The following is a 22710-nucleotide window of genomic DNA, read 5'->3' as shown; positions in this document are numbered from 1 at the left end:
GAACCCGACGAACGACGCCTGACGTACGTGTCTCAAAATCGTCGGATGGTCGAGGAGATGGAGAGCCATATCGTGCGCGCGAGCGATGGTTTTGAGAACGCACGTGAGCCCGCGGACGGAAGCCGAGTGCTGACGATCCGCAATCTGTCGGTCGAGATCCGCCGGGGCGACCGGATCGTCCACCCGGTCTCGGACGTCAGTCTGGCGCTCGATCGCGGGGAGACCCTGGGGATCGTCGGGGAGACCGGATCCGGCAAGTCCATGACCGGCCTGGCCGTGATGGGCATGCTGCCGGCCGGTGGCCGGGTGACCGGCGGCTCGATCGACTTCGGCGGTACGGAGCTCGTCGGACTCCCCGCGGACCGGTACCGGGCCCTCCGCGGCAACGACATCGCGATGGTGTTCCAGGATTCGATGACGGCCTTGAACCCCACCCGCCGCATCGGCGAACAGGTCGCCGAACCGGTGAGGTTGCACCAGGGCGCGTCGAAGCAGGCCGCGCGCGCACGTGCCGCGGAGCTGCTCGACCTGGTCGGGATACCGAAGCCCCTCGAACGGCTGGACGACCATCCGCACCAGCTCTCGGGCGGCATGCGGCAACGCGTGATGATCGCGATGGCCCTGGCGTGCGAGCCGCGGGTCGTCATCGCGGACGAGCCGACCACCGCGCTCGACGTCTCCATCCAGGCGGAGATCCTCGATCTCCTGGACGACCTCAGGTCCCGGCTGGGCATGTCGATGATCCTCATCACCCACGACATGGGAGTGATCGCCCGGCACGCCGACCGGGTGGGCGTGATGTATGCCGGGCGCGTGGCCGAGACCGGGCCGACACCAGCTCTTTTCAGCCATACCCGGCACCGCTACACCCATGCGCTGCTGTCGTCGATCCCCTCGCTCACCCAGGACCGGCGCGAACAGCTCTTCAGCATTCCCGGCACACCGCCGGATCTGTCCGCCTCCCCCGCGGGCTGTCCTTTCGCGCCGCGCTGCGCGGCCGCGACGGACCGCTGCCACGAGGAGCGGCCGCCGCTCTCGGTGGAGGAGGACGGGCACACCCACGCGTGCTGGCACCCGGTCGCCACGGCAGCAGTCCGTACCGGCTCAGGGGCATCGGCCGTCGCACGGCCCGCCGTCTCCCCCGAGGCCCCTGCCGCACGCGAGACGACGCCGCGGCTGCGGATCGTCGATCTCGGACTTGAGTACCCGGTGGGCGGACGGGGCCTCCTCGGGCGGCGCCGCACTGTCAAGGCGGTCTCCGGAGTGAGCTTCGACGTGGCGCCCGGTGAGACGTTCGGCCTGGTCGGGGAGTCGGGGTGCGGCAAGTCCTCGCTGGGCCGCATGCTCGTGGCGCTGAACCGGCCGACCTCGGGCGAGGTGATCTTCGATGGTGCGTCGGTGACCGGTATGAGTGCCCGCGAACTCGCGCCGCACCGGTCCCAGTTGCAGATGATGTTCCAGGACTCGAACTCCTCTCTCGACCCCCGCATGCGCATCGGCGCGATCCTGCGCGAGCCCCTTGCGATCCAAGGCATCGGCAGGCGCGCCGCCCGGACCGCGCGGGCCCGCGAGCTCCTCGGGGACGTGGGGCTGCCGTCGGGCGTCCTGGAGCGCTACCCCCACGAACTCTCCGGGGGACAGCGCCAACGAGTGGGGCTGGCCCGCGCGCTGGCCCTGGACCCGAAGGTGCTGGTCGCCGACGAGCCGGTCAGCGCGCTGGACGTCTCCATCCGTTCCCAGATCCTCAATCTGATGCTCCGCGTCCAACGCGAACGCGAACTGAGCAGTGTCGTGATCTCCCACGACCTCGCGGTCGTGCGGTACCTGGCCGACCGCGTCGGAGTCATGTACCTGGGCAAGTTGATGGAGACCGGCACCACCGAGGAGGTGTACGGGTCCACCGCGCACCCGTACACCGCGGGGCTGCTCGCGGCGGTTCCCGAGGCGGACCCCGCGGCGCCGCGCCCCCGGCCGGGCACGCGCGTGCGCGGCGAACTGCCCAGTCCCATCGATCCGCCCAGCGGCTGCCGGTTCCGCACCCGATGTCCGCTGGCGACCGAGGTGTGCGCGGCGACGGAGCCCGCCCTCGCGACCCTCACCGGCACGCACAAGGTCGCCTGCCACCACCCCCTGCGCTTGCCGGCCGCACAGCCCGAGGAGCTCTCCGCACGATGAACCGTCACTCACCACTCCCCTGCATGTCAGGGACCCCACGGATCTCCCGGAGAGGAGCTGGTCACGCATGAGCTGGTACGTGGTCCGACGGCTGGCGATCTCCTTCGTCGTCCTGCTGGGCATCTCCGCGTTGGTGTTCTTCCTGCTGCACGTGGTCTCGGACGACCCGGGCCGTGTAGTCCTGGGACAGCGCGCGTCCCCCCAGGCCGTGGCCGACTTCAACCGGGAGCACGGGTTCGACCGGCCGCTCGTCGTGCAGTACCTCAGCTATCTGGGCCAGCTCGCCCACGGTGACCTGGGCAGGTCCTACAAACTCAACGAGAACGTGGGGGCGGTACTGCAGCAGAACGCCGGCCGCAGCGCGATGCTGTCGCTGGCCGGCCTGGTCCTCGCGCTGCTGATCGCCGTCCCGCTCGGCATCCTCCAGGCGGTCCGCCGCAACAGTCTCGTCGACCGCGCCGCCACGGCGGCCTCCTATGTGCTCTACGCGACTCCGTCGTTCCTGCTGGGCCTGATCCTGATCGCCGTGTTCAGCCAGTCCCTGCCGTTCTTCCCTGCCGAGGCGTCCCAGTCGCACTCCTCGTGGGTGGTCCTCACCGATCCCCGCGCCATGGCCCTGCCCGTCATCACGCTCGCTGTCACCAGCGTCGCGATCTTCTCCCAGTACCAGCGCTCGTCGGCTCTCGACCAGCTCGGCCAGGACTACATCCGGGTCGCCCGCGCCAAAGGGCTCCCGGAGCGGAGCGTCCTGACGCGCCACCTGCTGCGCAACGCCTGTCTGCCGCTGATCACGCTGGTCGGCACGCTCATCCCCAGCCTCCTGGCAGGCAACCTGATCGTCGAGTCGCTCTTCAACTACCCCGGCCTCGGCCTGCTGTTCCTCAACAGCCTGCAGCACGAGGACTACCCGGTGCTCCTCGCCTACACCTTGATCGGCGGCGTCCTCACCGTGGCCGGCAACTTCGTCGCCGACATCGCGGTCGCCGCCGCCGACAGCCGAATCGAGTTGAACAAATGACCTCACGACAGACGGACACGGCGGGGGCCCTGGAGGCGGGCGCCACGGCGCCGTCAGCAGCCGACCCGGTCGAACCGACAGACGTGCGCGAGCGGTTCACCTTGAAACCGGTGCTGCGCGCACTGCGGCACCACCCGCTGGGCCTCGTCGGCGGCCTGCTTCTGATACTCGTCGTCGGGTTCTGTTTCCTCGGCCCCCTGCTCTACCGGACCAACCAGACCGACGTGGACCTGGTGAACGCGGCTCTGCCGCCCAGCACCGAGCATCCGCTCGGGACGGACCTCAACGGGTTCGATGTGCTCGGCCGCCTCATGGCGGGCGGCAGGGTGTCCTTGCAGATCGGGCTGCTCGCCGCGTTGTTCGCCACCACGATCGGTACGGTCTACGGCGCCGTCGCCGGACTCGCCGGCGGGATCGTCGACGGGTTCCTGATGCGGGTGGTCGACACCCTGCTGTCGGTCCCCTTCCTCTTCTTCGTCCTGATCCTCTCGGTGCGCTTCCACGCGAACGCCGTGTCGCTGAGCCTGGTCATCGGCGGGTTCTCCTGGCTGGTCTCCGCCCGGCTCGTCCGCGGCGAGGTCCTGACCCTGCGGGTACGGGAGTTCGTGCTGGCGGCCCGGGTGATGGGGGCCTCCCGCCCACGGCTCATCCTTACCCACCTGATTCCGAACGCGCTCAGCGTGATCATCGTCGTCATCACCTTCCAGGTGGCCGACGCGATCCTCGTCGTCGCCGCTCTGGGCTTCCTGGGCTTCGGCCTGACATACCCGACCGCGGACTGGGGCAGCCAGCTTGCCAACGGCGCGACGTTCATCTCCGCCGACTACTGGTGGCTGGTGTATCCCGTCGGCATCTGCGTCATCGTCACGGTGCTGGGGCTCAACCTGCTGGCGGACACGTTCCGCGACGCGGTCGGTCACCGGGCCGGCTGAGCCCGCTCGCCACGACCGTCACCTCTTCACCCTCTTCCACCACACCTCGCAGGGAGCCATCCATGACACATGTGCCCGGCAAGGCGCGAGGACGCCGCTTCGCGGTGCTCGCCGCCGTGCTCGCCGTACTGGCCACGGCGTGCACCGGCGGCGACCTGGCCAAGGATCTGCAGGGCGGTTACAAGACCCTGCCGAAGGAGTCCGGGAAGCCCAAGGACGGCGGCACGGTCACGGTCGCGCTGACTCCAGGGCTCAGCCCCAACTACATCTATCCGTATCCGCCGGCGTCCGCCAACGGCACCGTCATCGCCCGGGGGCTCCTGTGGCGCTCCCTCTACCGCCCCAGTGGTGAGGGCGATCAGATCGCGGACGCCGCACTGAGCCTGGCCGAGGCGCCCCGCTACAGCACCGACCGCAAGACCGTGAGCATCAAGATGAAGCGCTACTCGTGGTCCAACGGCAGGCCGGTCACCGCCGACGACGTCGTCTTCTCCCTGGCCCTGCTGAAGGCCGCGCTCAAGGAGAGCCCGGCCAACTGGAGCTTCTACACCCCGGGGCAGTTTCCCGACGGCATCACCGCGAAGGCCACCGCGTCGGACGAGCTCACCCTCAGGTCCACGACCGCGTACAACCCGTCCTACCTGATGTCGATGCTGACCCTGCTGTACGTGATGCCCTCCAAGGAGTGGAACATCGCCCGCACCTCGGGGCCGCACCTGGACTACACGCAGCCGAAGAACGCCAAGGCCATCTACACCCACCTCACCAAGCAGTCGGAGTCCCAGGCCACATTCGCCGACAACCCGCTCTGGCAGGTGGTCAACGGCCCGTACCGTCTCAAGAGCTTCGACCCCACGACCGGCTCGTTCTCCCTGGTCCCCAACACGTCCTACAGCGGCCCGGGCGGCTCACGGCTCGACCGGGTCGACTTCAAGTCGTTCACCTCCGCCCCGGCGGTCCTCAACCAGTTCAAGGCCGGCAACCTGACCGTCGGAACGCTGGACTCCAGCTTCATCATGCAGATCGGCGCGCTGAAGAAGAAGGGCTACCACGTCTACGGCGCCCCGGCGCCCGCCCGGTTCGACCCGCTGGTCCTGAACTTCGAAAACACCACCCACCACTTCGACAAGGTGATCGCGCAGCCGTACATCCGCCGGGCCCTGCAACACCTGATCGACCAGCAGGGCTACATCAGGAGCCGGGGCGTGTACAACGGTGCCGCCTCCCCCAACTACACCACCGCGGGCAGCGACTCCCCGTACCCGCCCGCGTTCGGTGACCAGGCGCCCTACCCGTACGACCCGGCCGCCGCCAAGAACCTGCTCACCGACCACGGCTGGAAGGTCGAGCCGGGCGGCGCCACCACCTGCCGACACCCGGGCACCGGGGCCGGCGAGTGCGGGGCGGGCATCCCGCGCGGGCAGACGATCGACTTCTCCCTCGCCTCCGCGAACACCCCGGCGTACGTCGGCGCCCGGGACACCGCCTTCGCATCGGAGGCCAAGAAGCTGGGCCTCAAGATCACGCTCGTGAGCAAGTCGCTCAACTACCTGTACACCAACTACGGCAACTCCTTCGCGCCCGCCAACAAGAACAAGTGGGCGGCACAGGACTACGGACCGCTGTACCTGGCGGCCGGATACCCGAGCAGCAACACCGTGTTCAACACGGGAGGCAGCTTCAATCTCGGCGGGTACCGCGACGCCGAGGCGGACAAGCTGATCGACGCGTCGACGTTCGGAGCGGATTCCAAGGCCCTGTCGGCCGAGGTGACCCACCTCGGCAAGGACCTGCCGGTGCTCTACTTCCCGACTCCGCACACCCTCGTCGTGTGGAAGAACAGCCTCTCCGGGCCGCCGCCGTCGTTCAGCTCACTGCTCAGCTTCCTGTACACGCCGGAACTCTGGTACTTCCACAACTGAATGCCGCGCGCGGGAAGGTGGTGAGCCGTCATGGATACGTTCCACGACACGTCTGCGGACATGGCTGCGCTGCGTCGACTGATCGGCGGAGCACGGGTGGTGGCGCTCGGCGAGGGCGCGCACAACATCACGGAATTCTACGGGCTCAGGGACCTGCTGTTCCGGTTCCTGGTCCGGGAGTGCGGGTTCACCGGGCTGGTCCTGGAGTCCGGATTCGCCGAGGGGCTGGCCGTCGACGAGTGGGTCGACGGCGGGCCGGGACGGGTCGAGACCGTCGCCCAGGACGGCGTCACCTACCGCTTCGGCGAGTGCGAGCCGATGCGGAGGCAACTGCGCTGGATGCGTCGGCGCAACTCCGGCGGGTCGGCGAAGGTCGCCTTCTACGGAATGGACCTGCCCGGCTCGTCCACCTCCCCCGGCCCGGCGGTCCGTGCCTGCCTCGACCGGCTGCCCGCACGTCCGGGCGACGAGGAGTTGCGGCGGCTGAGCGACCTGGGCGACCGGTCGCAGGCGGCGGTCCGTTACGCGGCGCTGTCCTCCCCGGACCGTGCCCGGCTGCTCGACGGCCTTCGCGGACTGGACGAGCGCGCACTCCGATACCGCCGGCACAGCGGCCCGGACGACGAGGACGCCGAGATCGCCCTGTGGTGCGCGGCCTCGCTCGAAGCCTTCGTCGCCGAGGCCGACGAGGACGGGACCTCCGCGGAGGGTCCCTATCCGCGGGAGGCGTTCATGGCGCGCAGCGTGGAGTGGATCCTGCGCCGGGAGCGGCGCATCGTGGTGAGCGCCCACAACGCACACGTCCGCCGTACACCGCTGCACGGTCGGCCGACCCTGGGCGGTCTGCTCTCCTCCGAGCTGGGAGCGGACCTCGTCGTCATCGGGATGACGTACGGCTCCGGGCCCGAAGTCACCTTCACCCAGCGGTCGTCGCGTCCGTTCGACTGCGACGTCACGCTCGGGGCGCGGACCCTGACGCCGGAGTCCGTCGAATCGCGGCTCGACCGTCTCGGCCCGGGGGTGACCCTCCTCGATCCGCGCCGCGCGCCCGCCGGGTTCTTCGACGGCGTCGAGGGGACGCTCGCCGGTGGGGAGCTCGACCCCGTCGACGACTTCCCGGCCGCCTACGACGCACTGCTCCACGTCCGGCAGGTGAACCGGATCCCCGGGGCGTTCGAGCGGCTGCGTGCCGAGTTCGTCGCGGCCGCGCGAGCGGGCTTCGAGGCGGCCCCGGACGCAGATGCACCAGCAGATCAGTCCATGCGTCCCGGAGACCTCGACGGTCTCCGGGACACCGAGGAGTCGGAGTCACAGTGAACAGCAGCCCTCCGCCGTATCCGCCCGCGCGGACCGTCGACGCCTTCGAGGACGTCGCGGGCGTCCGGGTGCCGGACCCGTACCGGTGGCTGGAGCCGGAGACCGACGAGGTAAAGCGGTGGCAGCGCCGACAGGCCGAACTCGCCACTTCGATCGCCTACGACGGGCAGGACCCTGCGGCCGTACGGAAGCTGATCGAGACCTACGGTGCCGGGTCCCGCCCGGCACTGCCGAGGTTCGCGGCGGGCCGCTGGTTCCGCGCCGTGAACGCACCCGGTGCGGCGGCGCCAAGCGTGGTCGTCGCCGACCGGCCGTTCGGCGCGGGCCGACCGGTGGTCGACCTGACCGCGTTCGGCGACGGGCAGAACCCCGCGTTCCTGTCGTGGCTCGCGCCGTCGCCGAACGGTCGCGTCCTGGCCCTGGGCGTCTGTACCGACGGCAGCGAGCACAACACGGTCCGGCTCATCGAGGTGGACTCGGGGCGCGTACTGGACGGCGCGCCGCGACAGGTCCTGCACAGCGCGTGGGCCGGTGGTGTGTCGTGGCTGCCCGACAGCAGCGGCTTCTCCTTCCTCGCCCTGACCGGTTCGCCGCATGAGTTCCGGCAGGCCGTGTACCGTCACCGGCTCGCCACGCGGGACAGCGCGGGCAGCACCGTGGTGGAACCGATCCCGGTCGGTGAGGGCTCCCAGGAGTACACACTCGTGCAGTTCTCGGCCGACGGCCGCTGGGCCGTCGCAAGTCACCGGGTGGGCAGTCCTGTTCCGGTCGCCGTACGCGATCTGTCCCGGCCCGCCGCCCCCTGGCGTCCCTTCGTCACCGAATGCGCCGGGACCGTCGCCGGACACATCGTCGGCGACCGCTACATCGCGGTGACCGACGTAGCGGCACCACGCGGGCGCGTGGTTGCGCTCCCGCTGGACGCCGCCGACCCCAACGACCCCGCCGCGTGGACGGAGTTGGTGCCGGAGGGCGAGACGGTGCTGCGGTCCTTGTCCCCGGTCGGTGACCATCTGTACCTCAGTGAGTTCGACCGGACGTGCGCCCGGGTACGGATCCTCGACCGCTCCGGCGCCGTCACCGGGGAGGTTCCGCTACCCGGGCAGGGGGCGCTCTCCGCACCGTTCTTCGCCCTGACCGGCCTGGCCGTGGGCTCTCCCCCGGACGACTTCGTCTTCGCCTTCTCCACCCCGACCAGCTCCTGGGGCGTCTATCGGCACCGTCCGGGAGAGGCGGACATCGAGACGTTGTCGGCCCCGGCGGTCACCCTCGACGCCGACGTGACGTTCGAGCGGGCCGTCGCACCCGACGGCGTGGAGATCCCTTACCACGTGGTGCGACCGGCGGGCAGCGACCCGACGCGGCCCGCGCCCACGCTGATCTCCGCGTACGGTGCGGCGAACGTGCCTCTGCTGCCGCAGTACCAGCCCGAGATGGCCGCCTTCGTCGCGGCCGGCGGCGTGCTCGTACAGGCGCATCTGCGCGGGGGCGGCGAGTTCGGCCGCGACTGGTACCTGGCCGCGCACCGGGAACGCAAGCATGTGCGCGACCGCGACCTCATCGCCGTCGCCGAGCACCTCATCGCCACAGGGCTGACCACACCCGAGCGGCTCGCGCTGACCGGTGGCTCCGACGGTGGTCTCATGTGCGGGGTCGCCCTCACGACGCGCCCCGAGCTGTGGTGTGCCGTGCTGCCGATGGCGCCGCTCCTCGACCTCATCGGGGGCACCCGCGATCCCTATCTGGACTTCGTCATCCGCAAGGCGTGGGCGGATCCGGACGATCCTGCGGAAGTACGGCGGCTGCTGCGGCTCTCGCCCTACCAGTTGGTCGGGCCCGGCGTCTTCCCGGCGATCTATCTTCAGGCCGGGGCGACCGATCCGCGGTGTCCTCCCTGGCATGCGCGCAAGTTCGCCGCCCGGCTGCAGGCGGCACAGGAAGGGGACGCGCCGGTCCTCCTGCACGTCTTCGACAACGCCGGGCACGGCGCGGCGACGTCGTACGAGGTCGCGACCGCACAGGACGCCGAGTGGCTGGCCTTTCTGATCAGGACACTCGGCCTGGGCCGTCAGGAAGCTTCCGGATGAGCGGGCGGGACGGCCTGTCCGCTCATCCGCCGTCCGGGGCGGACCTGAGCGACATCAGGTGCAGCTGCAGCATGGCCGAGAGACGCGCGGACGGATCATGGAGGTCGATCCGGCCGACCTCCGCCGCGCGCCGAAGCCGGTAGCGGAACGTGTTGGGGTGCACGAACATCGAGGCGGCGGCCGTGGCGACATCGCCGAAGGCGTCGAGCCAACTCCGCAGCGTCTCGGCCAGGTTGGTCTCGTGGATCTCGTCGTAGGCGATGACGCGTGCGACGACGCCACTGGGCAGGTCCCCGCGCGGGACGAGGTCGGCGAGCTCCAGCAGCAGTGCCTCGACGTGGACGTCGTCCAGGCGGGCGACCGGCTGCCCGGCGGTTCCCGACCGCAGGACGCGCGACGCCCGTTCGGCTCCGGTACGCGACCGGGCCAGCGCCGCGCTGTCCTCGGCGTACGGCCCTACGCCGATCACGGGGCGCAGCCGGGAACCCACGCGGGCCAGGAACTCGGTGGCGATGCGGGCCGCCCGTTCCTCGGCATCGTGCCGGTTCTGCGGAAGAAGGGGCAGGATGCCGTACGCGATGTCGCCGATCAGCGCCGCGGTGGCGCGCGGGTGCACCGCGGCCAGATGCATGGCGAACGCGTCAGTGAGGCGTTTGCGTTCGGTGGCGGTACGGGCGGGCAGCCGGTGTTCATTCGCCGCGTCGACGACGGTGAGTGCGAGAACGACGGCGGGCTCGTCCTTCAGGCCGAGGCGGCGGATCGCCTCGGGTGATCCAGGGCCGCTCTCCAGTGCGGTGGCCAGCAGCTCCGCGCGCTGCCGCCTTTCCATGTCCGCGTCCGCGCGCTGCCACACCATGTGCATCGCGACCAGCTTGGACGCCTCGTAGAGCACTTCGCTGCGGTCCTCGCTCAGCGGCTCGGCGACGACCACCCAGATCGCGCCGAGGATCTCGTCCCCGGCGCGCACGGCGATCGCCGCGCGCGGCAGTTCGGGCGGCTGTGTCGTGTCGCCCGACTCGGGGAGAGACGCGACGAAGACGGGGCGGTCGCTGCGGTAGATCGCCTGGAACACCCCGCGTTCCTCAAGGATGCGCGTGTAGTGCTCGGGGACCTGCCGGCCCAGGATCGTCTGGACCCGCGAGGTGTCGATGTCCTCCTGCCGGCTGGAGAAAGCCAGCAGGCGCGAGTTGCGGTCCTCGATGGTGACGGGCGCGTCGAGCAGCGCGGCAATCGCGTTGGCGACCGCGAAGAGGTCGCCGGACTCGATCCGGTCGGCCGTGTGACCATCCATGTCATGCCGGTTGCTGTCGGTCGTCAGCGTCCGGAGCATCCCCGCCAGGTGCGTCCAGGAGGCGCCGCGGGCGAAGGAGAGCACGGCCACGCCCGACGCCTCGGCCGCATCGATCAGCGCATCGTCGGCGGTGACAGGCGCGCGGACCACCAGGGCGGCGGCGCCGCGCTGCCCCAGGCGGGTGACGACTCGGGCGATGTCGGAGAGGTCGTGCAGGGCCACGCCCAGTACCAGTGCGTTGTCCGGGAGTTCCGGCTCGTCGAGTGGGTCGTGGATGACGACGCCGCCGATGCCGTCGGCGCGTTCCACGTCACCGCAGACCACGTCGAGCAGGGTGGAACCGAGTTCCTCCAGGACACGCGCGAGGCTTGCTCGCGGAAGGCTGGTCACGGGAATGAGCACGGGGCCGAAACTAGCCCGGCCCACCGGCATCGGAGTTGGTCGCTCATGACGTAATGATGCCAGCCCGTTCGTCCACACGGACGAACGGGCCGGCGCGGTGAGGGCTTCAGGGGACGGGCACCCAGGTCGTCGAGTCCGTCACCTCGTCCAGAATCTCCGGGAGGGGGGTGACGCCGAGGCCCGGCCCGGTCGGCACGGCGAGGTGTCCGTCCACGAGGTGGAACGGTGCGGTGATGTCGGTCCGGTAGTAGCGGTCGGAGGCCGAGGTGTCGCCGGGCAGCACGAACCCGGGCAGCGCGGCAAGCGCCACGTTGGCAGCGCGGCCCAGTCCCGTCTCGAGCATGCCGCCGCACCAGACGGGGACGCCGTGCGCCGCGCAGACGTCGTGGATCCGCCGCGCCTCCAGATAGCCGCCGACGCGGCCCGGCTTGATGTTGACCACGTGGCAGGCGCCGAGCGCGAGAGCGTCGGCGGCGGCGCGGGCGGAGACGATCGACTCGTCGAGGCAGATCGGGGTGGTCATGCGCTTCGCGAGTTCCGCGTGGCCGAGGAGGTCGTCCTCCGCGAGAGGCTGCTCCAGCATCAGGAGGGCGAACGGGTCGAGCCGGGCCAGATGGCGGGCGTCGCCGCGGCGATAGGCGGCGTTGGCGTCCACCTGCAGCGGGACGTCGCCGAACCGTTCGCGGACGGCGCGCACCGGCTCGATGTCCCAGCCGGGTTCGATCTTCAGCTTGATCCGCAGATAGCCGGCGTCCAGATATCCGGCGACGGCGTCGAGGAGCGCGGGGATCGACTCCGTGATCCCCACCGACACCCCGCACGGCACTCTGTCGCGGACCGCGCCGAGGGCGTGTGCGAGGGGCACTCCCCGGGCCCGGAGGTCCGCGTCCAGCACCGCCGTCTCCAGGGCGGCCTTGGCCATGCGGTGCCCCTTGAACACGGCCAGAGCCGGGGCGACCTGGTGGGCGTCGAGGTCGGCCACTCCGGCGAGCGCCGGGACCAGGAAGCGGCTGAGAACGTCCGCGGCGGCGTGCGTGTACTGCGACGAGTACTGAGGAGCGGTGCCCGCGCCGCACTCGCCCCAGCCTTCTGCCTCGTCGGTGACGACACGCACCAGGAGGGCCTCCCGCACGGTCTCGGTGCCGAACGAGGTGCGGAACGGGGATACGAGGGGTGCCTTGATGGTGCGCAGTTCGACTCCGGTGACCTTCACGCTGTCTCCTGGGGCGCTTCGTTGTGGTGTGTTCCGTGCCGGCGCGTGCTGTCGGCGACCTGCGTCGGGCTTCCGCGGTCCACGACGTACCAGCCCGCCGGGTCGAAGCCGCGCACCCGCGCGCCGTCGGCGAGCAGTCCGCCCAGCACGTCCCGTACCGCCGTGCGCCAGCTCACGGCGCTCGCCGGGTCGCTCTCGCGCAGTGCCTCGATGTCCTCGGGTACGGCCACCAGTACGGTGTGTGCGTTGGCGCCGGTGCGCCCCACCGACGGCGCGCCCGTGGCGGAGACTCCGAGGGCGACGGTCGCTCCGCGCGACCGGGCGACTTCCGCGTCGGCCGGTCTGGGCCGCCCGGCGCAGACCGACTCGGCGTCCGGGGACGCCAGACGCCACCGCACCAGAATCCGGTCGCTGTCGTCGCTGCGGTTGATCCCGTCGTCGATGGGGCCGTAGAAGTCCGGCAGGTACTCGGCAGGCTCGGCAGCGAGCTTGGCGATGTTGAAGTACGCGTTGCGGCGCACCAAGGGGTCGTAGGTCCAGCAGATCTCGCCCACACCCCGCGCCATTGTCCAGGCCCGCTGGTGCAGTTTCAGGGCGAAGCCGACGTTGCGCCGCCGCACGTGGGGCAGCACCCCTGCGATGTGGCTGTGCAGGGCCGCGCGCGCCGGCGGGGAGAAGAACCCGAAGCAGGAGCCGACCAGTTCGTCCCCCACGAAGGCGCCGCTGACGTAACTGCCCGCCTTCGCCAGCGCACGCAGCAGGTCGGCGGTCACCACCGGACTGTTCTCGCCGGTGCGCCAGATCTGCTCGTACAGGCGCCGAGCGGCCTCAAGCTCACTGACACTGTCCAGGGAACGGATGTCGATGCCCGCGACGCGCGCGGCGGTCTCAGCCGCGGCGTACGCCGCGTCGACGGGCGGGGATTCGGTGCGGTCGCGCAGGAGATCGGTCACGCGGGTCATGGTTTCAACCCCGATCTTCGCGCAGCTGGTTCGAGGGCACAGGATGCGGGCTCCCGCTTCGTCCGGGCGGACAGCCGTCCTGCGGTGCCAGGAGGTCGGCCACCAACGCGGTGAGCAGTCGGGTCCGCCGCGGCAGCTCCGCGACGAGCAGATGTTCGTCGTCGGCATGCGCGCCGCCGCCTACCGCTCCCAGGCCGTCGAGGGTGGGGGTGCCGACTCCCGCGGCGAGATTTCCGTCGGAGGCTCCGCCGACGGCCACCTGCGTGAGCGGGCCGAGCCCGAGGTCCGTCGCGAGCCGGCACGCCCGCGCAAAGAGATCCTTCGATGCGGTGGCCTGCAAGGGCGGCCGGTTCGGACCACCTGCGACCTCCACGGCTGCGCCGGCCGACCGGGCCCGCAGGTCGCGCATCGCTCGGTCCACACGGTGCTGCTCTGCCGCGTCCCGTATGCGGACATCGACGTCGAAGCGTGCCGAGGCGGGGACGGTGTTGCTCGTGGTGCCCGCCTCCAGGCGGGTCGGCGTGGCAGTCGTACCGTGTGCCGCATCGCCCAGTGCGGCCACGGCCAGGATCTGGTGGGCGGCCTCGATCGTCGCGTTCACGCCGCGCTCCGGCTCAAGGCCGGAGTGGGCGGCACGTCCTCGAACCCGCACCTCGTAGCGCGACACCCCTTTGCGTTCCGTCTTCAGGGCCCCACCCGGTCCGGCGGCCTCCAGTACGAGGGCGGCAGCGTGGGAGCGGGCCTCGCCCTCGATGAGCTCCCTGGACGAGGGCGAACCCGGCTCCTCGTCACCGGTGATGAGGAGGGTCACACCGTCCAGCGGATGCGCGGCCCCGGGTCCGGACACACTCGTCCGTGCCCCCGTGCCGATCAGGTCCGCCAAGGCGTGGAACGCCATCACCAGGCCGGCCTTCATGTCGAAGCAACCGGGTCCGCGCAGCACTCCGTCGCGAACCTCGAACGGATGGCTCTTCAACGACCCGACCGGCCACACCGTGTCGTGATGCCCGATGAGCAGCACGCGCGGGGTCCGGCCGAAGCGCCATCGCACATGCGTGCATCCGTCGATGACTACCCGCTCCGCCTCGGCCCCGAGGTGACCGGCGCCGATCCGGGCCACCAGCTCGGCGCTGCGGGCGACCGCGGCCAGGTCGTCCGAGGGGGACTCGCAGCGCACCAGCCGCTCGATGTCTGCGATCATCGCGGCCGCACGCTCTCGTTCCCGGCTCTCCGGCCGGGCACCGTCCTCCTGCCCAGTGGTTCGATTCACCACGGCGCGGTGTTCTGTCACGGCGGAAACCTCCAGTCGACGCATCTGCCCAGCATCGTGAACTGCGCCGCGGTGGGAGCTGTCCGCTCGGCCAATATCGATGTGCTCGATTGGGGTGGGGCGATGAACCGGACGGGCTCTTCCCATCCCGCTTGTTCTCCGTCGACGCCGCCTGGTTCGAGCTCAGCCTCGCGGCCATCGACCTTCTGGCCTGGACCCGCGTCCTGCTGCTGGACGGCGAGCCGGCTACCGCCGAACCCAGGGAACTCACCGCCGCCTTCCACCGTCTGGCCGCCCTACCCCGCGCCGAGTCGCACGCAGATGCGGGCGAGGTCGAGCGAACGCTCCAGGTCCCCGCGGCTCCACGTCCTTGTGACGTCCGCCCCCCTGCGGGCGTCGAGCACCTGCGTGAGATGCGGCCGGAACTCCGGAGACCCGTCGGCGGCCAGCTCGCCGCCCTCCGACTTCGAGACGATGCGCCCGGTGAGGACCGTCGCCAGCAGGCGAGCCGGCCCCAGGGACATCCACTCGACCTCGAACGTGGACACCGGGTGGGCCGCTTCGTTGTGCAGGTAGATCTGTTCGGACAACGTGATCCTGTTGCGCCAGTACTGGTCGAGATTGGCGCGGGAGAACCTGATCGCCCCGTCGCGCGCGGTCTCCTCCTCGATCGGCATCCCGGCGCTCCTCGGATCCACCGCCGTCATCGCCCCGTCCTCGGCGAGGGGGACACGGACACCGGACTGGACGATGTTGAGCCAGGTCGCCCAGTTCATCGGTCCGTCCGTCGACTCGGGATGCAGGGTTCCGGCGACCGACGCCACGACGGACTGGAGGGTGTCAGGGCCCTTGGCCAGACCGTCTCTTGTCACGTACATCGCATCGATCGTGTGACCGTATTCGTCCTTGGAGTTCTCGTGCAGCGGCGAGACGGCGTCGCGTGCCCGTGAATCCAATTCCCTCGCCACCACACAGACGAGGTCGATGTCGCTGTTCGCCTGCCAGTCGCCCAGCGACGCGGATCCCACCACCACGACATCACGGAGAGTGTCGCCCAGGGCGTCGGCCAGTCGATTCGCGAAACGCCGTGCGAGAATCCACGGTTCCTGGTCAGGATCGCTCACGCATGGAGAAGTCAACTCGACGCCTTTCTTCGCACTTTTCGTCGTGTATACATGGCGTCCGCCGAAGCCGACGCCATGCCGCTGCGGCAGGCAGGACCTTGCCCACGCTCGGGCTCGTCCCCTCTTCCGGTTGCCTTGAACAGCTCGGCGCGCGAGGTCAATTGATTGGTCGCGCCCTATCGATGACAGTGATATTTCACCAGCGACAGTATGTGACGGACTGCTCTTGGAGAAGGAATGCCCGCACGCGTCATGAGACCGGTCACGGTGACGGCCGAAAGCCGGAGTGGCGCACCGCGGCGGGACCACGAACCGAGCATTCGCCAAGGGCTGTCCCGTAATCCCTGGTGGATCGGCGCGCGGCCTCGGATGCGGTGCATCGCAAGGCGGAGGGACGCCCGAATACTGGATGTATTCGGGCGTCCCGACAACGCGGCGAGGTGCCGTGGCTGACGCCGCGCGCCCGCCAGGGATTACAGGACAGCCCTTGGCACCAGAAACGCCACGGGCGCGGCGCACTCGCACAAGACGCGACCTCACTGTGCAGACGACCGAGTGGGCCGCTGAAGTGTCCGCACGGCCAGGAAGGCGGCCGGCGGCCGGTTACGCCGAGGGTCAGCCCGACTTCGGCGGCTTCTGCGCGTCGAAGGCGAAGAGAGTGTTCTTGGCCGCGGCCACGATCACTGCACGCCCCGCGACAGTCACGCGCGGACTTGCGCCCTGCTCGCCCGTCAAACCATCGGCCTGCGGATCTGTTGTCCACAGGGGTTTGCCGTCGTGCGGCGACAGCGCGACCACCCGGCCGGTGGCCGAGCTGAAATACAGCGCGTCGGCTCCCGCCGCGGGACCCGACGCCCCCTCCACGCCCGTCTGCCGGGACCACTTCTTCCGGCCGGTCGCGGGGTCGAGCGCCGTGACGAGACCGGTCTGCGTGCTCACGTAGAGCGTGCCGTCCGCCATGCCGGGCGTCCCCGCGTATGTCTCGGCCAGCCGGGAGTACGTGACCTTCCGCGAGGCCGGGTCGACCCGCGCCACTCCGTCGTAGCCGGCCAGCGCCGGTCCCTCCATGTGCCCCTGAAGGAGTACGAGCCTGCCGTTGGCGACCCCCATCGGCACGGCGGGGCCGTTGACCGCGATGGGCCTGCCCAGTGTCCCCGAGGCGCGGTCGACCGTGTACAGGGTGGAGTGGCGCACCTCTGAGGCATCCACCTCCGCATCCGTCGCGCACATCGCGAAGAGCTGCGGGCCCACCGGGACGGGAGCGCACTGTGTGCCCGCGGGGAACGGCGTCTGCCAGGTAACCGCACCGCTGTGCGCGTCCCGGGCCTCGAAGCGGGAGTTGGAAGCATCGACCGTCACAACGGCGGAGCCGACCACCATGGCGTCCTGCGTCCGACCCGTGACGGCCTTCGACTGGGCGCCGGACGGCACGGACCACAGCTCCCGGCCATTGTTCGCGTCGATGGCCACCACCTCACTGGGAGGGCCCTGCGGGGCGTCCTGGGCGGCGAAGCGGTAACCGAGCACCGTGTCGTCGGTGGCGCCCACCAGGTGCATGCCCTGGACGGGGACGCCCGGACTCTTCACCGTCCACACCCGCGAGCCGTCCGAGGCCCTGATACGGGTCGCGACAACACCGCCGCCCCCGCAGAACAGCGCGTCGCCGCGCGCGACGCAACGCAGCTCGTCGGGGATGTCCTCCTGGCCGCCCTGCACAGTCTTGCGCCACGGCCGGAAGCCGTCCGGAAGTGCGGCACCCGGCGCCGCGACGCTGTTGCCCTGGTCGCCGCCGCTGTTCCCCCCGAAGGCGCCCGCCTTGAGCGCGGCGGCTCCCCCGCCGATCGCTGCCACCGCGACCGCGGCCGCGAGCACGGGGCGCCATCGGCGACGCAGACGGCGGCCGATGGGGATGCCGGTGCTCCCTGCGTCGGGACCGGCCGGGGCAGTCGGCGCCGGGGCTGTGGTCGGGGCAGTCGGCGCCGGGGTGGCCGGCGTCGCGAAGTGATGCTGGGTGATCATGTCGCGGGTGCGGCCCGTGCCAACCCCGTTCGCGTCGGTCCCGCCGAGGTCGGTCGGCAGGTCCCGCAGCAGCACGAGGAGTTCGTCCGCCGAGGGGCGCCCCTCGGGATCCTTGTCCAGGCACGGCTCGACAACCGCGCGCAAGGCCACCGGCACGGCGTCCAGCGACGGCTCCTCGTGTACCACCTGGTACGCCGTCAGGTATGGGCTGTCCGCGTCGAAGGGGCCGTGGCCCGTCGCCGCGTAGACCAGCAGCGTCCCCAGCGAGAAGACATCGGACCGCGGCCCCACACCACGCGGCGCCTGCAACTGCTCCGGCGACATGAAGGGCGGCGTACCGATGACCCGCCCTGTCATCGTCAGCGTCTGCTGGTCCACGGCGCGCGAAATGCCGAAGTCGATGACGCGCGGGCCCTCGGGCGAGAGCACGACGTTCGAGGGCTTCAGGTCACGGTGGACGACCCCCACCCGGTGGATGTCGCGCAGCGCCTCCGCCAGCCCGATGGCGAGCCTCCTCAGCTCCGCTCCGTTCAGCGGGCCGTTCGCCGCGATGCGCTGGGCGAGCGTGTGTCCCTCGATATAGGTCGTCGCCATCCACGGCTGCTCGGCCTCGGGGGCAGCGTCGACCACGGCGGCGGTGAACGCACCACTCACCCGCCTCGCCGCCGCCACCTCCTGCCGGAAACGGATGCGGAACTCGTCGTCCCCCGCGAACTGCTGGTGGATCAGTTTGATCGCGACAGGTCGCCCCGAGCTCGTGCGGGCCAGAAAGACCGTGCCCATGCCACCCGAGCCGAGCCGCGCCTCAAGCGGATAACCGCCGATCTCGGCTGGATCACCTCCGCGCAGCGACACTCTTCCCGACCTCCCGTCCCCCGTGCACCTCTGGCACCACGGGCCTGCGTACCTGTCCTGCACACAAACTAGCCGCAGGTCAGTACAACAGAGCAAAGCGGGTGACGAACAGGGAGCCCAGGGCTGCTCCGGTGCCGCACACGACGAAGCCCCGCCACGAGGACTTGGGGCGAGGACGAGCGCCTCCGCATGGCCGACCGGCTGCGCGAGAAGGCGTCCGTCCGGACCATCGCCGCCGGGCCGGGCCGCAGCCCGTCCACAGCCGGCCGGGAGATACGCCGCAACGGCATGCCCCTGCGCGGTGACCACACCCGATGGGTCTACCGTCCCCACGCCGCTCAGCGCTGGGACGACCAGCGCCGGCCCCGGCCCAAGCCCGGCAAGATCGGCCAGAACGCCGCGGCACCGTGAGGGTGGCGCACTCGGCGCCCGGGTTGACCGGGTCGTCGCACGGAGCCCACTGCAGGGCTCCGGCAGTCACCGGCGGCGATGGCGGTTCCCGCGACCATGGAGCGGCGCGTCGGTCCCGGCTGGGAAGGCCAGCTCACCACCAACCACTTCGGGCATCCCATGCTCGCCGTGATCGGCGCCGACTTCAAGACCCCCGCCCAGGGCGCCGCCACCGGCCTGTGGGCCGCCACGTCCCTGCTCCTCGACGGCCGCGGCGGGCTCTATCTGGAGGACTGCGACGTTGCCCGCATCTCCGCCCCCGACCAGCCCATGGACGACGGCGGCGTCCGCGCGTACGCCATCGACCCCGACGAGGCCACTCGGCTCTGGGACCTGTCCGTCGCCGCGACCGGAGCCACGCCGATCCCCCGATGAACGCGCGCTCTGCATATGCCGCACTGTCTTCCGCTGCGGCGTTCAGGGCGGTACGAGCCGCCCTCGGCGTCAAAACGACCGTCCCGGGCCCTGGCCGGCGCACCCGGCGATCCGCCGCCGGAGGGACCGGAGGCAGAGGGATCCAGGCATGCCGCACCGTAACGCACCTCTTACGGCCGAGGGCCGGCGGCGGCACATTGGACGGTGCCGCACCGGCCCGATTTCGCACGTCGCCGCCGAGATGGGCATCTCGCGGGCATGGCGTGGCCGCCCTGTCAGTTCTGGAGCTCCCCGAGCCAGCGCAGGGCGCTCCGGCTCGGCAGGAAGCAGTACTCGCCGCCGCGGGTGACGACGAAACGCGGCAGTGGGGTGAGACGCCGTCGCAGTGGCCGCCGGGGAATGGTGAGGCCGGTGACTCCGTCGTGGGATCCGGTGATGGGGTCCTTGGTGTTGCCCGCGCCGAAGAAGACGCCGTCGTTCATCCATTCCGACTGGACGAACTCGAACTGCCGCCCGAGGTGGGCCCCGATGAAGGCGAACATCAGGCCGCGGTCTGCTCCGTCGTCCTCCAGGACCCCCTCGGGCAGCGGCGGACCGTAGGCGGCGCCGCGTCTGATCATGCGGTGCAGTCGCACCTCACCCGCCACCGAGGCATCGCGGGGATTGGCCCGGCGGATGTGGCAGCCGCCGGGCGTGATGAATCCCGCCGGATCGTCTCGCTCGTACAGGAAGGTGTTGCGGCGGTGCCCGTCGGCGCCGAGAGCGGCGTCGTCGTGTTGCGGACTGAGCGCGAGGGGAGCTCCGCTGCGCCAGCGCCCCATGATCTTGGCAGCGAGCAGTTCCTCGTCTTCAGGAGAAGCGGCGTTGTCCCGCAGATAGCGCCGGAACGCGGCGACGTCCTGGTAGAGCTTGCGGAAGACCGCGTAGCTGCCGTTGCGCCCCAGCACCTCCGGCTGCGGGGTCTGGAGACCGCCGATCTCGTCCCGGTAGCCGAGCACGAACTCCCCCGCCTTCAACGGCACTTCCATCTGATTCGACCCGGCGATGCCGCTTCCTTCGACGGCTGGATGGCTGATGCCGTCGCGATAGCCGAAATGCTCGGCCTCGGTGGGCAGCGCGTAACAGTCCTGCCGCCAGATCGCGGTCACTCCGGAAAGGCGGTCGTACGCGGGGCGGGCCCGGTCAAGGGCCGCCTCCAACCGTTGAGGGTCGGGCGCGACCGCCGTGAGCACCACATGGATGTCCGGCGTGCCCAGCGGCGCTTCCCAGTTCTCGGGGCTGCTCTCGCCCACATCACCCAGCGTCTTGGCCCTCGCGGCCATGCCCTGCCGGAACTCCCAGGCGAACGTGTCCAGTGATGCGCGCGGCACACCCAGGGCCTCCAGACCGCGGCAGGAGACCGCGACACTGACCCAGGTGTCCCCCCGGGGGCTGGCCGAGTCGGCGGCGGAGGTCACCACTGCGCTCGCGCGCCGCATCAGCTCTCGCCCGCCCGCCCGGTCATCGACGCGGAACACAAGGTAGGTCGCCGCGTAGGGAGTCGGCCGAGGACTGAGAACCCCACGCTGAATATCGTCGAGTTCCAACGCGACTTGCGTAGGTCCGCTCACGGTTCGCCTCCCTGCGGCACTACCTCGAAACGAGGTTCCGCCAGAAATTCCGCAGACTTTCGTCGCCGCCGAACAGCGAACTGAAAATCGTGGAGTCCGCCAGCAGCACATCACCGGCCCGCTCACCGCTCGGAGGCATCCACAGGAACATGTTGAACTCGGTGTTGCCGGCCTCGGTGAACGGATGCGGCCTGGAGATGTCGATCGGCTGCCTGGCCAGCACGTGGATGACATCCGGCTCGTCGGTCGTCACGGCGTAATGCGGCAGGTGCATATGGAAGTTGAAGTTCGTCACCCCTTCCAGCCACCCTTTCGCGTCCAGGTCCCTCACCGTGGAGAGCGGGGCGATCTTGTTCTTCTCCCGCACTGCGGGGCGCAATCCGTAACGGTTCTCGACCGGCACCGCAAGGCCCTGCATCAAGCCTCGGACATAGGTGGCGAATCGCTGCTGGCGGGGGACCAATGGATCGCCGTGATGGTGGTACTCCACGTCCCGCACGACCAGATCGTCCGATGCCCCGACGTCATGGTGAGGCCCCAGGACCAGACAGGCGTCCTCCCTGCCGAGGAAGGCCCGCAGTGCCTCAACCTCCTCCGGCTGGGCCTCCTGTCCGGTGACCATGTGGTCCAGCCCGAACACGAAGAGAGTGTCGGTGTCGGCAAGTACGCGCTCGTCGAGCGGGGTCCGGAATCCGGCCTGGTCGATGCGCTGATACACCGGGACGGGGTGCCCTGTGACCTCCTCGACGAACTGTTGAAACGGCACCCAGGCCCGGAAGAACAATTCCAGTGAGCCGGCGATGCTCTGCTGGAACTGCAACGGGTCGGACCACTCCGGGTCCTCGTAGGCAGGCCACGCCATCCGCCTGACCTCCGTCATCGTGGAGAACCGGTTGTCCAGCCCAGCCGGATTCCTGCCCACCTCGGCCGGATAGCTCCACGAGACGTAGATGCTCACCCGTCGCCGACCAGGGGTGTGTTCGCGCGGGATGTGGTTCTGGTTGTAGGTGCGCGCGGTCCTGACCTCGCTCATCTCGTCTCCGATCCGCGATGGGGCAAGCACACGACAGCCCGCTCTCACTGCAGCTGGTCGAGCATCTCCGACAGGGCACCCTTGATCCGCAGAGCCTTCTTGATCTCATCAGCGGACACGTACGGGTACTCCCCGTACTCGATGAAGCTCGGGCAGTGGTGTTCGCGCACGAACCTGACGAACGCCTCAGGGTTGGTCCGCCAGTCCTCGGGGAATCCTTCGAGGTTCTCGAAGGCCGTGTTCACCCCGGCCTTTCCGAAAAGCGCGACGGCGTCCTCGGTGTACTTGTCGAAGTCGGTATCGAAGGTCCCCTGATACATGAAGCGCGTGTCGTCGTCGAAGAGCACCCAGCGCAGGTAGTGCAATTTCAGTGGCGCGAGAAGATGGGGGTCTTCCTCCAAAGCCTTGGCCAGAGTGTTGCCGTAGGCACGCATCGCGTCGGCCCGGCCCGGCTTGACCTTCGCGACGATGGTGAACCCGTAACACGCCGGCGTCTTCGGAAAGACGGGACCGTATTTCCCCTGCTCGAGCTGGTCGGTCTTGGGGATGACTGCCGCCTGCGGCTCGATCTCCATGTCCGCTCCTCCCGCCACCTGTCGGCCGGGAACAATTCCTCTGATTGTCCCACGCAGCAGGCCCATCCGCCTCGCGAGCG

15 protein-coding genes and 3 pseudogenes are annotated in these 22710 nt (G+C 70.2%); 9 read left to right on the top strand and 9 right to left on the bottom strand.

From position 1 onward, the window contains the following. Positions 1–45 precede the first annotated feature (45 nt). The 6 genes from OG611_RS22440 (at position 46) to OG611_RS22415 (ending at position 9451) form a co-directional block, all read left to right on the top strand. On the top strand, positions 46–2175 hold the full coding sequence (locus tag OG611_RS22440) for an ABC transporter ATP-binding protein (RefSeq protein ID WP_266422999.1): 2130 nt from the start codon (positions 46–48) through the stop codon (positions 2173–2175). A gap of 67 nt (positions 2176–2242) precedes the next feature. Next, positions 2243–3193 (top strand): ABC transporter permease, encoded by a 951-nt coding sequence (locus tag OG611_RS22435; protein WP_266422996.1) that lies wholly within the window; start codon positions 2243–2245, stop codon positions 3191–3193. After that, positions 3190–4125 (top strand): ABC transporter permease, encoded by a 936-nt coding sequence (locus OG611_RS22430; protein ID WP_266422993.1) that lies wholly within the window; start codon positions 3190–3192, stop codon positions 4123–4125. Before OG611_RS22435 ends, OG611_RS22430 begins: the two co-directional genes overlap by 4 nt. A gap of 62 nt (positions 4126–4187) precedes the next feature. Next, the gene (locus OG611_RS22425) at positions 4188–6047 is read left to right on the top strand and encodes an ABC transporter substrate-binding protein (protein ID WP_266422991.1); all 1860 of its coding nucleotides are present in this window, start codon (positions 4188–4190) and stop codon (positions 6045–6047) included. Positions 6048–6077: 30 nt separating this feature from the next. Next, the gene (locus OG611_RS22420) at positions 6078–7364 is read left to right on the top strand and encodes an erythromycin esterase family protein (RefSeq protein WP_266422989.1); all 1287 of its coding nucleotides are present in this window, start codon (positions 6078–6080) and stop codon (positions 7362–7364) included. Then, entirely contained in the window at positions 7361–9451 is a 2091-nt protein-coding gene (locus tag OG611_RS22415) for a prolyl oligopeptidase family serine peptidase (protein ID WP_266422987.1), read from the top strand. Before OG611_RS22420 ends, OG611_RS22415 begins: the two co-directional genes overlap by 4 nt. Positions 9452–9473: 22 nt before the next feature. Here the strand turns inward: OG611_RS22415 and OG611_RS22410 are convergent, their stop codons facing one another. The 6 genes from OG611_RS22410 to OG611_RS22385 form a co-directional block, all read right to left on the bottom strand. Next, positions 9474–11144 (bottom strand): CdaR family transcriptional regulator, encoded by a 1671-nt coding sequence (locus OG611_RS22410; RefSeq protein WP_266422984.1) that lies wholly within the window; start codon positions 11142–11144, stop codon positions 9474–9476. 106 nt (positions 11145–11250) lie between these two features. Next, a complete protein-coding gene (gene menC, locus OG611_RS22405; protein WP_266422982.1) occupies positions 11251–12357 on the bottom strand; it encodes an o-succinylbenzoate synthase in 1107 nt (368 codons plus the stop codon). Continuing rightward, positions 12354–13310 (bottom strand): GNAT family N-acetyltransferase, encoded by a 957-nt coding sequence (locus OG611_RS22400; RefSeq protein WP_266422980.1) that lies wholly within the window; start codon positions 13308–13310, stop codon positions 12354–12356. Before OG611_RS22400 ends, menC begins: the two co-directional genes overlap by 4 nt. A 13-nt stretch (positions 13311–13323) precedes the next feature. After that, a complete protein-coding gene (locus tag OG611_RS22395; protein ID WP_266426102.1) occupies positions 13324–14520 on the bottom strand; it encodes a M20 family metallopeptidase in 1197 nt (398 codons plus the stop codon). A gap of 365 nt (positions 14521–14885) precedes the next feature. After that, the gene (locus OG611_RS22390; protein WP_266422978.1) at positions 14886–15713 is read right to left on the bottom strand and encodes a nucleotidyltransferase domain-containing protein; all 828 of its coding nucleotides are present in this window, start codon (positions 15711–15713) and stop codon (positions 14886–14888) included. Positions 15714–16328: 615 nt separating this feature from the next. Further along, complete coding sequence (locus OG611_RS22385; protein WP_266422975.1) at positions 16329–18587, bottom strand: serine/threonine-protein kinase; 2259 nt, start codon at positions 18585–18587, stop codon at positions 16329–16331. A 171-nt stretch (positions 18588–18758) separates the two neighbouring features. On the opposite strand from OG611_RS22385, the pseudogene OG611_RS22380 reads away from it, so the two are divergent. The 3 pseudogenes from OG611_RS22380 to OG611_RS22370 all read left to right on the top strand — a co-directional run. Continuing rightward, a pseudogene (locus OG611_RS22380) lies at positions 18759–18983 on the top strand (helix-turn-helix domain-containing protein); the annotation flags it as partial. Positions 18984–19082: 99 nt separating this feature from the next. Then, a pseudogene (locus OG611_RS22375) lies at positions 19083–19412 on the top strand (hypothetical protein); the annotation flags it as partial. 148 nt (positions 19413–19560) lie between these two features. After that, positions 19561–19668 (top strand): annotated as a pseudogene (locus OG611_RS22370) (IS481 family transposase); the annotation flags it as partial. A 19-nt stretch (positions 19669–19687) separates the two neighbouring features. On the opposite strand, the gene OG611_RS22365 reads toward OG611_RS22370, so the two are convergent. Genes OG611_RS22365 through OG611_RS22355 form a run of 3 tightly spaced genes read right to left on the bottom strand, consistent with a single transcriptional unit; the run spans position 19688 to position 22630 of the window. Continuing rightward, positions 19688–21022, bottom strand: a complete 1335-nt coding sequence (locus tag OG611_RS22365; protein WP_266422973.1) for a Dyp-type peroxidase — start codon at positions 21020–21022, stop codon at positions 19688–19690. A 19-nt stretch (positions 21023–21041) separates the two neighbouring features. Further along, positions 21042–22055 carry a hypothetical protein gene (locus tag OG611_RS22360; protein WP_266422971.1) on the bottom strand — a complete coding sequence of 338 codons (1014 nt, stop codon included), beginning with the start codon at positions 22053–22055 and terminating at the stop codon, positions 21042–21044. Between the two features lie 44 nt (positions 22056–22099). Next, complete coding sequence (locus tag OG611_RS22355) at positions 22100–22630, bottom strand: hypothetical protein (RefSeq protein ID WP_266422968.1); 531 nt, start codon at positions 22628–22630, stop codon at positions 22100–22102. Between the last annotated feature and the right edge of the window lie 80 nt (positions 22631–22710).

The organism is Streptomyces sp. NBC_01363 (assembly GCF_026340595.1).
In the GTDB taxonomy this organism is placed as follows: domain Bacteria; phylum Actinomycetota; class Actinomycetes; order Streptomycetales; family Streptomycetaceae; genus Streptomyces.
The sequence above is the reverse complement of the archived record's forward strand: the minus strand, read 5'-3'. Positions and strand labels throughout refer to the sequence as shown.